The sequence below is a fragment of the Bradyrhizobium sp. 33ap4 genome, from assembly GCF_032654765.1.
Classification (GTDB): domain Bacteria; phylum Pseudomonadota; class Alphaproteobacteria; order Rhizobiales; family Xanthobacteraceae; genus Bradyrhizobium; species Bradyrhizobium australafricanum.
Window position 1 is genome coordinate 50,993 of sequence record NZ_JAUMTJ010000060.1, and the last position, 7,847, is coordinate 58,839.

7 protein-coding genes are annotated in these 7,847 nt (G+C 63.9%); 3 read left to right on the forward strand and 4 right to left on the reverse strand.

Annotated features, from left to right (window positions below; all coding sequences use genetic code 11):
- Positions 1–11: 11 nt before the first annotated feature.
- From Q2M23_RS34565 to Q2M23_RS34580, 4 genes are all read right to left on the reverse strand, one after another.
- The gene (locus Q2M23_RS34565; protein WP_316398437.1) at positions 12–1,628 is read right to left on the reverse strand and encodes a B12-binding domain-containing radical SAM protein; all 1,617 of its coding nucleotides are present in this window, start codon (positions 1,626–1,628) and stop codon (positions 12–14) included.
- 238 nt (positions 1,629–1,866) lie between these two features.
- The gene (gene wrbA / locus Q2M23_RS34570; RefSeq protein WP_057015483.1) at positions 1,867–2,466 is read right to left on the reverse strand and encodes an NAD(P)H:quinone oxidoreductase; all 600 of its coding nucleotides are present in this window, start codon (positions 2,464–2,466) and stop codon (positions 1,867–1,869) included.
- Between the two features lie 149 nt (positions 2,467–2,615).
- Positions 2,616–3,314 carry a pirin family protein gene (locus Q2M23_RS34575; protein ID WP_316398438.1) on the reverse strand — a complete coding sequence of 233 codons (699 nt, stop codon included), beginning with the start codon at positions 3,312–3,314 and terminating at the stop codon, positions 2,616–2,618.
- 75 nt (positions 3,315–3,389) lie between these two features.
- Positions 3,390–4,142 carry an SDR family NAD(P)-dependent oxidoreductase gene (locus Q2M23_RS34580; RefSeq protein WP_069278265.1) on the reverse strand — a complete coding sequence of 251 codons (753 nt, stop codon included), beginning with the start codon at positions 4,140–4,142 and terminating at the stop codon, positions 3,390–3,392.
- Between the two features lie 116 nt (positions 4,143–4,258).
- On the opposite strand from Q2M23_RS34580, the gene Q2M23_RS34585 reads away from it, so the two are divergent.
- From Q2M23_RS34585 to Q2M23_RS34595, 3 genes are all read left to right on the forward strand, one after another.
- On the forward strand, positions 4,259–5,173 hold the full coding sequence (locus tag Q2M23_RS34585) for a LysR family transcriptional regulator (RefSeq protein WP_016846155.1): 915 nt from the start codon (positions 4,259–4,261) through the stop codon (positions 5,171–5,173).
- 172 nt (positions 5,174–5,345) lie between these two features.
- A complete protein-coding gene (locus tag Q2M23_RS34590; protein ID WP_316398439.1) occupies positions 5,346–7,094 on the forward strand; it encodes a hypothetical protein in 1,749 nt (582 codons plus the stop codon).
- Complete coding sequence (locus tag Q2M23_RS34595) at positions 7,076–7,780, forward strand: hypothetical protein (protein ID WP_316398440.1); 705 nt, start codon at positions 7,076–7,078, stop codon at positions 7,778–7,780. The genes Q2M23_RS34590 and Q2M23_RS34595 overlap by 19 nt, the downstream gene beginning before the upstream one ends.
- The last annotated feature ends 67 nt before the right edge of the window (positions 7,781–7,847 follow it).

Below are 7,847 nucleotides of genomic sequence, written 5' to 3' on the forward strand. Positions count from 1 at the left end.
GCGCTTTGCCGTCAAATCGCACGTAGGTTAGTTCGCGGCCCAAGCTCCGTGGCCCTCACCGGCGGCATATCGTCGAGGGCGGCAATCCGGCGGTCAATCTCACGGATCACGTGTTTCGAGAATGGCCCGAAATGCAAATACAGCGCCATCAACATCACGATGTAGCGAAGGGCGCCCGGATTGGACTTGGCGACCTCAACGAAGGTCTTCCAGAACGGTTCGCGGACCTCCGGCAGGGCACGCATGATCGTGTGCACGCCCTCGATGCCGCCAAGCCTCTTGCGTATGTCGCCATCCGGCAGGTCGCGACGCCGGTCGGACCGGTCGAGCATGGCGGCGAGCCGCGACAGCCGTCCTGCATAGGCCGTCGGGTCGAACACGTGCCCGATCACGGCCTTGTAGTCCTCAAGGATGTCACGCAGCGGACGTATGGTGTCGAAATTGCAGCCGAGCGTGCATTGGTCGCCCGCCTGCTCGACTTTCATGAGATCGTGGCCTTCGTGCAGGCGGCCTTCCTTCGCCAGCCGCCGCGTCAGCTGTGTGCCCGGCAGTGCATAGAGCAGTCCAACCATGCAGACTGGAATGCTCGCCTCCTCGATGAAGTCGATCATCGCGTGCCCCATCGAGGCTTTCTCGGTATCGAACCCGACGATGAAACCCGCGGTGACGAACATGCCGTAGCCATAGATCTTGTGAATGCATTCGGCGATGTCGCGCCGGGTGTTCTGCTTCTTCTTCATCTGCACGAGGGTCTCCGGATCCGGGCTCTCAATGCCGACGAAAATCCCGAAGAAGTTCGCGTCCTTCATCGCCTGCAACAGCTCGCTGTCGTCAGCGATATTGATCGAGGCTTCCGTCGAAAACTCGAACGGATAATCTCGCTCCTCCAGCCAGGCTTTGAGCTGCGGCAGCAGGATGCGGATGTTTTTCTTGTTCCCGATGAAGTTATCGTCGACGAAATCGACATGTCCGCGATAACCGTGATCGTAGAGCGCTTGCAACTCAGCGAGAATTTGATCGGGGGTCTTGGTGCGCGGCACACGACCATACAGCTCGATAATATCGCAGAACTCGCAGGTGAACGGGCAGCCACGCGAATATTGCACGCCAATGAAGAGATAGTGCTCGAACTTGATCAGGTCATAGCGGGGCATCGGGCTTAGCGTGACGTCGATCTTGAATTTCTCGGCGATGAACACGCCCTTGCGCTCTCCACTTTCCCAGGCGGCGACAAATTGCTGAATGATTTGCTCTGCCTCACCGATCACCTGGAAGTCCGCGTCGGCGTAAAGATGCGGGCTGGAGGAGACGTCAGGTCCGCCGACACATACCGGCTTGCCGTGCCGGTGTGCGAGATCGATCAGGTGGAGAAAATCAGGCTGCTGGTTGAGCATGCCGCCGATCATGACAAGATCGGCCGAGTCGAGATCGGCGTCCGTCAAGGGCTCGGTGTTACGGTTGATGAGGCGAATATCCCAATGCTTCGGCAGCATGGCGGCGACGGTGATCAGTCCGAGCGGCGCCGCCGGATACTTCGCATCGACGAGTTCACAAGCTTCCGTATAGTTCCAGAAGGAGTCCTGAACGAACTTCGGATAGATCATTAGGACGCGACAGGGAACCGTCATGTTGCTCCGGCCTGGATATTGACGGGCACGATGACACGCGGCTTGTCGCCGCTCAAGGGCTCAATTCGCGGCCAATTGTCAGGCAATCCTGGGCATGGACGCCTGTTACGTCGATTATCGGCCTTTCTTGGCGTCTGTAGGCGTTCCAGCAGCGATCGCTCTTGCGCCGTTGTCCGGGAACGACGTCGCGACTTAGGCAGGGGCGGCAATCGCGAACGAGAATGCCGCCCCCATCGCATCAGCCGTGAAGTTTTCTCGCGGTTTCCGCGATCGCGCGGCCCTGATAGCGGGCGCCGGCGAGTTCGTTCTCGCTCGGCTGGCGGCTGCCGTCGCCGCCGGTGATCGTGGTTGCGCCGTAGGGCGCGCCGCCGGTGACCTCGTCGAGCTTCATCTGTCCGGCAAAGCCATAGTTCAGGCCGACCACCGTCATGCCGAAATGCAGGAGGTTGGTGATGATCGAGAACAGCGTGGTCTCCTGGCCGCCATGCTGGGTCGCGCTCGAGGTGAAGGCGCCGCCGACCTTGCCGTGCAGCGCGCCCTTGGCCCAGAGGCCGCCGGCCTGGTCGAGGAAGTTGGCCATCTGCGAGGCCATGCGGCCGAACCGGGTGCCGGTGCCGACGATGATCGCATCGTAGTTGGCGAGATCGTCGATCTTGGCGATCGGCGCGGCCTGGTCGAGCTTGTAGTACGAGGCCTTGGCGACTTCGGCCGGCACCAGCTCGGGGACGCGCTTGACGTCGACGATGGCGCCGGCTTCGCGCGCGCCTTCCGCGACGGCATTCGCCATCGCTTCGATGTGACCGTAGGCGGAGTAATAGAGAACGAGAACCTTGGCCATGATGGCCTCCTTGTGGTTTGGCAGTAGGGTGAGGTTAAGGAACCCCGTCATTGCCGGGCTTGACCCGGCAATCCATCAAACGGAGAACCTTTGCGAAGCCCGATGGATGCCCGGGTCAAGCCCGGGCATGACGAGTGTGGATGTGGTGATCAGGCCGCGTCGACGAGCACGAGCTCAGCATCCTCGAGCGCGGTGATCTTCAGCTTGGCCTCGTCGCGGATCGCGGCGCCGTCGCGGGCATTGACGCGCACGCCGTTGACCTCGATGCTGCCGGCCGCCGGCACCAGATAGAGGTGACGGGCCTTGTCGGCGGCGTATTCCGCACTCTCGCCGGCCTTCAGCGTGGTGGCGAGCACCCGCGCATCGGCGCGGATCGGCAGCGCGTCATTGTCGCCGTCGATACCCGAGGCGATGGTGACGAGCTTGCCCGAACGGTCCGCCTTCGGGAACGGCTTCGAGCCCCAGGTCGGGTGGCCGCCCTTCGTCGTCGGCTCGATCCAGATTTGGAAGATCTTGGTCCTCGCCGGCTCCAGATTGTACTCGGAGTGACGGATGCCGCTGCCGGCGCTCATCACCTGCACGTCGCCGGCTTCGGTGCGTCCCTTATTGCCGAGCGAATCCTGGTGCGTGATTGCGCCCTCGCGAACATAGGTGATGATCTCCATGTTGGCGTGCGGATGTGCCGGGAAGCCGGAGTTGGGCGCGATCTCATCGTCGTTCCAGACGCGCAGCGCGCCGTGGCTGACATTTTCGGGATCGTAGTAGCTCGCGAACGAGAAGTGGTGCTTGGCCTTCAGCCAGCCGTGGTCGGCGCCGCCAAGCTTTGCGAATGGTCTGAGTTCGATCATGGTCATTCCCCTTGATGTCGATGTTGAGGAGCAGGCCGGGCGCACTGCGCCCGGCGTCTCCAGAAAATTTTGCGATCAGGCGCCGAAGCCGCCGTCGACGTTGAGCACGGTGCCGGTCACGAACGAGGCTTCCGGGCTTGCCAGGAACACGACGCCCGCTGCGACTTCCTCCGGGCGGCCGAAGCGTTGCAGCGCGTGCTGCAAGCGTTGCGTCTCGGCAAACTCGCCACCGTCCTTCGGGTTCATGTCGGTGTCGATCGAGCCGGGCTGCACCACGTTCACCGTGATGCCGCGCGGTCCGAGGTCGCGCGCCGCGCCCTTGGTGTAGCCGACGACGGCCGCCTTGGTAGCGACGTAGTCGGCAAGGCCCGGGAACGAGGCGCGGTCCGCCAGCATGGAGCCGACGGTGACGATGCGGCCGCCTTCGCCCATCAGCTTGGAGGCGGCGCGGATCGCGGTGATCACGCCGTCGATGTTGATCGCCTCCTGGCGGGCGAGCGTCGCGGTGTCGGCCTTGGGGTCGTCGACCGCGCCGCCCGATGCGACACCGGCATTGTTGACCAGGATGTCGAGCCGGCCAAAATCCTTGGCGACGGTCTTCACCAGCTGATCGACATCGGATGACGAGGCCTGGTCAGCCTTGTAGGCGCGGGCGTTGACGCCCTTGCCCTTCAATTCGGCGACCACGGCCTCGGCCTTCTCGGGAGAGGCGACGTAGCTGATCGCGACGCTCGCACCTTCCGCGGCGAGTGCACGGGCGCTGGCCGCGCCGATGCCGCGCGAGCCGCCGGTGACGAGGGCAACCTTGCCTGAGAGCTTCTTTGTCATTGGATTTCTCCATCGGTTGAATTTGATGGCACTTGGATATGCCTCCGGCTGTGGTATAGAAATAGAAACTATTGAAACTCATTGTTTCCAGTATTGAGCAATCAGGACAGCGGCCCATGTCGAAACTGCCGGACTTCGAGGCGCTCGCGATCTTCGCAAAAGTCGTGGAATTACGGTCGTTTGCGGCGGCCGCGACCGAGCTCTCGCTGTCCAAGGCGACGGTGTCCAAGGCGGTCAGCCGGCTGGAGGAGCGGCTCGGCGCCCGGCTGTTCAACCGCACCTCGCGGCGGCTGGCGCTGACCGATGCCGGCCAGAAATTGTCGGAGCGCGCCGCGCGGCTGCTCGCCGACGGCGAGGCGGCTGAGAATGAGGCGCTGGCGCAATCGACCACGCCGCGGGGCCTGGTGCGGCTCGCGGTGCCGATGAGCTTCGGCATCAAGACGGTGGCGCCGCTGCTGCCGGAATTCATGGAGGCCTATCCGGAGGTTTCGATCGACCTGCACTTGAGCGATGCCACGGTCGACCTGATCGGCGAGGGCTTTGATGCTGGCCTGCGCATCGCGCGGTTGCCGGATTCCTCGCTGATCGCGCGGCGGCTGTGCGGCATGCCGCGCTACACGGTGGCCGCGCCGTCCTATCTGAAGCGCCACGGCCGGCCGACCCATCCGATGCATCTCGCCGAGCACAAATGCTTCGGCTACGCCTATCTCTCGACTCAGGGCGTCTGGCACTACACCAACGCGTCGGGCGAGCAGGCGAGCGTGCGTCCCGCCGGCCAGCTCCGGGTCAATAATGGCGAGGCTGTGATGCCCGCGCTGCTCGCCGGTCTCGGCATCGCCGATCTGCCCGACTTCATCGTCGGCGACGCGATCGCGCGGGGCGAGGTCGAGGTGATCCTGAAAGGCTGGAAGCAGCCCGAGGGCGCCGTGCATCTCGTCACCCCGCCCGGCGGCCCGCGGCCCGCGCGCGTCGAGGTGCTGGCGGATTTCCTGGCGAAGCATTTCGCCAAAGGGCGTGCGCAGCGGAAATAGAAATCCGCACGCGGAGCGGTGGAGGGACATCCGGCCCGCCCCGTCACATTCGTGTCATCCCTTTTAAATTGTATTGCTTATGTGAACTAACCCACGATCGAGGGCTGCCGCGATCGTCTATTTCTGCGTCCTGCACCAGTGTTGCCGCAAAGCGCATTTTCGGAGGAACCAGATGATTGATCTGACCAAGCATGACTTCACGTCATTGTCGGTGAAGGATCTGCTCGATGCCCGCGAGGCCTATCACGTGCATCTGGCACATCTGCAATCGGTCTACGCCACGGCGATCGGCCGCTATCTGATCCGGGACAACGACCGCAACGCGACGGAAAGAAAGGCGCACTCCAAGCCGCAGGCACTCGGACCGCGCACGCTGTTCAATTCGTCGGTCAAGGACTGGTCGTGGCCCTGCATCCTCGTCTTCGTCCGCGACTGGATGAAGCGCTCCGAGCTGAAGAACCATCCCGAGAAGCAGGACCAGCTGGTGCCTCCGTTCCTCTATCTGCCGGATGGTCGCGTCGTGCCCACCTGCGTCGTCAAGGTCGATCCGAACGAGGGCAGTCCCTGCACCGTCGATCCGCCGGTCTTCAAGAGCGATCTGGTCGGCGGCGGCTTTCCGGTGCAGACCATGATCCAGGGCAAGATCCACCGCGGCTCGATCGGCTGTCTCGTCACCAATGGCGAGACGGTGTTTGCGCTCTCCAACCGTCACGTGGTCGGCGCCGCCGGCCGCGAGATCTTCGCCGGCTTCAAGAACACCGACCGCCGCCTCGGCATCAGCGATGCGCTGCAACTCGGCAAGCGCGCCTTCAGCGAGGTCTATCCCGGCTGGCCCGGCTCGCGCGTGGTGGCCAATCTCGATGCCGGCCTGATCCGCGTCGATGACGTCAAGGGCTGGACCGCACAGGTTTACGGCGTCGGCCAGGTCGGCGACGTCGTCGACCTCAATGTCGGCACCTTCCGTCTCGACATCATCAACCAGCCGCTGATCGCGTTCGGTGCGACCAGCGGATTGATGAAGGGCAAGATCCTCGGCCTGTTCTATCGCTACAAGACCGTCGGCGGCGTGGAATATGTCAGCGATTTCGTGATCGGCCCGCGCGACGGCGACACGCCGCTCAACAATTATCCGGGCGACTCCGGCACGGTCTGGTTTGTCGACGATCCGGACGCCAAGAAGAACGCCAGCGGCGCGCGGATCCTCAGTCCTCTGGCGCTCGAATGGGGCGGCCAGGAATTGTTCGGATCGAGCGGCAAGGTCCCGATGCAGGTCGCGCTCGGGATCTGCATGTCGACGCTGTGCCGTGAGCTCGATGTCGAGTTGATCGGCGACTGGAACGCCGGTCACACCGAGTATTGGGGCGAATGGGGCCACGTCAAGATCGGCGCCTACGCGACCGGTCTGATCGATGCGAAGTTGCCCAAGCTCGCCACCATGATGGACGCCAATTCCGACAATATCGGCCTCGACGACAAGCTGCTTGCCGACCTCAAGCCGCATCAGCGAGGGACATTCTCGCCGCTGGCCGACGTCGCCGACCTGGTCTGGCGCTTCACCCGGCACACCGACGAAAGCAACCATTTCGCCGACATGGACGAGCCGGGCAAGGACGGCAAGACGCTGCTCGATCTTGTGCGGAGTCGACGCGTAACGTCGATCCGAAGGTCTGGAACGACTATTACGAAGGGATCGGCGAGGACCGGCGCGGCGCATTGCCGTTCCGGGTCTGGCAGATTTTCGACGAGATGGTCGAGTACGCCGCCGCCAACAAGAAGTTGGAATTCGTCTGCGCCGCGGGCATCGTCGCGCATTACATCGGCGATGCCTGCCAGCCGCTGCACATCTCGCAATTCCACCATGGCCTCGATCCGAGCGACAAGGCGCATGCCAAGGTGCACAGCGTGTACGAGACCACGATGATCGGCCGCCACGGCAAGGATCTCATCAAGATGATTCCTGACGCCCGGACCAGCGACGTCGCGGAGATTGCTCCGGGCGGCACGCCGACCGGGCGCGACGCTGCGGTCGCCGTGGTCGCGCTGATGCAGCGGACCGTGAAGCGGCTGCCGCCGATGACCATCGTCAACCTGTTCAATTCGCATATGGGCAGCGGACAGGTCGAGGCGCTGTGGTCGAAGCTGAAGGACGCCACCGCGGCCTGCATGCAGGACGGTGCCAAGACCCTGGCCCGGGTCTGGGAAGCGGCCTGGCGCGCCGGCGCGGGCGAGGACCGCGGGCAGGGCGGCAAGTTCGACCAGGACAGTTTGAGCAAGCTCTACAACGACCCGAGCTTCCTGCCGGCGTTCCCGCTCCAGCAGCTCACGCTGGATGCCAACGACCACCTCGTTCCGATCGGAGGCAGCAGCACGCGGCGCCGCAGCGCGACAACCGCGCGACGCGCGCGTCCGCAAGCAGCGAAGAAGGCCGCCAGGAAAGCCGTGAGGGAAACGGCCAGGAAGGCGCCGAAGAAGGCGCCGGCGCGCAAGCGGCCGGCCGCGGCTGCTCCGGTCCGACGCGCGGCCGCCAGCAAGAAGACCGCGACCAAGCGCGGCGCGGCCAGCAAGCGGTCGGTCGGAAAGACCCGCAGGGCGGCGCGCAAGCGCTAGGTGGTGTGGACACTAGCGCATCCATAGAACAATGGCAGCGAGAGTGACGACGGCCCGGTAATTCCGG

Coding starts and splice junctions, on each gene's coding strand:
- Q2M23_RS34565 (WP_316398437.1), bottom strand. CDS start 1,628: ATGACGGTTCCCTGTCGCGTCCTAATGATCTATCCGAAGTTCGTTCAG.
- wrbA (WP_057015483.1), bottom strand. CDS start 2,466: ATGGCCAAGGTTCTCGTTCTCTATTACTCCGCCTACGGTCACATCGAA.
- Q2M23_RS34575 (WP_316398438.1), bottom strand. CDS start 3,314: ATGATCGAACTCAGACCATTCGCAAAGCTTGGCGGCGCCGACCACGGC.
- Q2M23_RS34580 (WP_069278265.1), bottom strand. CDS start 4,142: ATGACAAAGAAGCTCTCAGGCAAGGTTGCCCTCGTCACCGGCGGCTCG.
- Q2M23_RS34585 (WP_016846155.1), top strand. CDS start 4,259: ATGTCGAAACTGCCGGACTTCGAGGCGCTCGCGATCTTCGCAAAAGTC.
- Q2M23_RS34590 (WP_316398439.1), top strand. CDS start 5,346: ATGATTGATCTGACCAAGCATGACTTCACGTCATTGTCGGTGAAGGAT.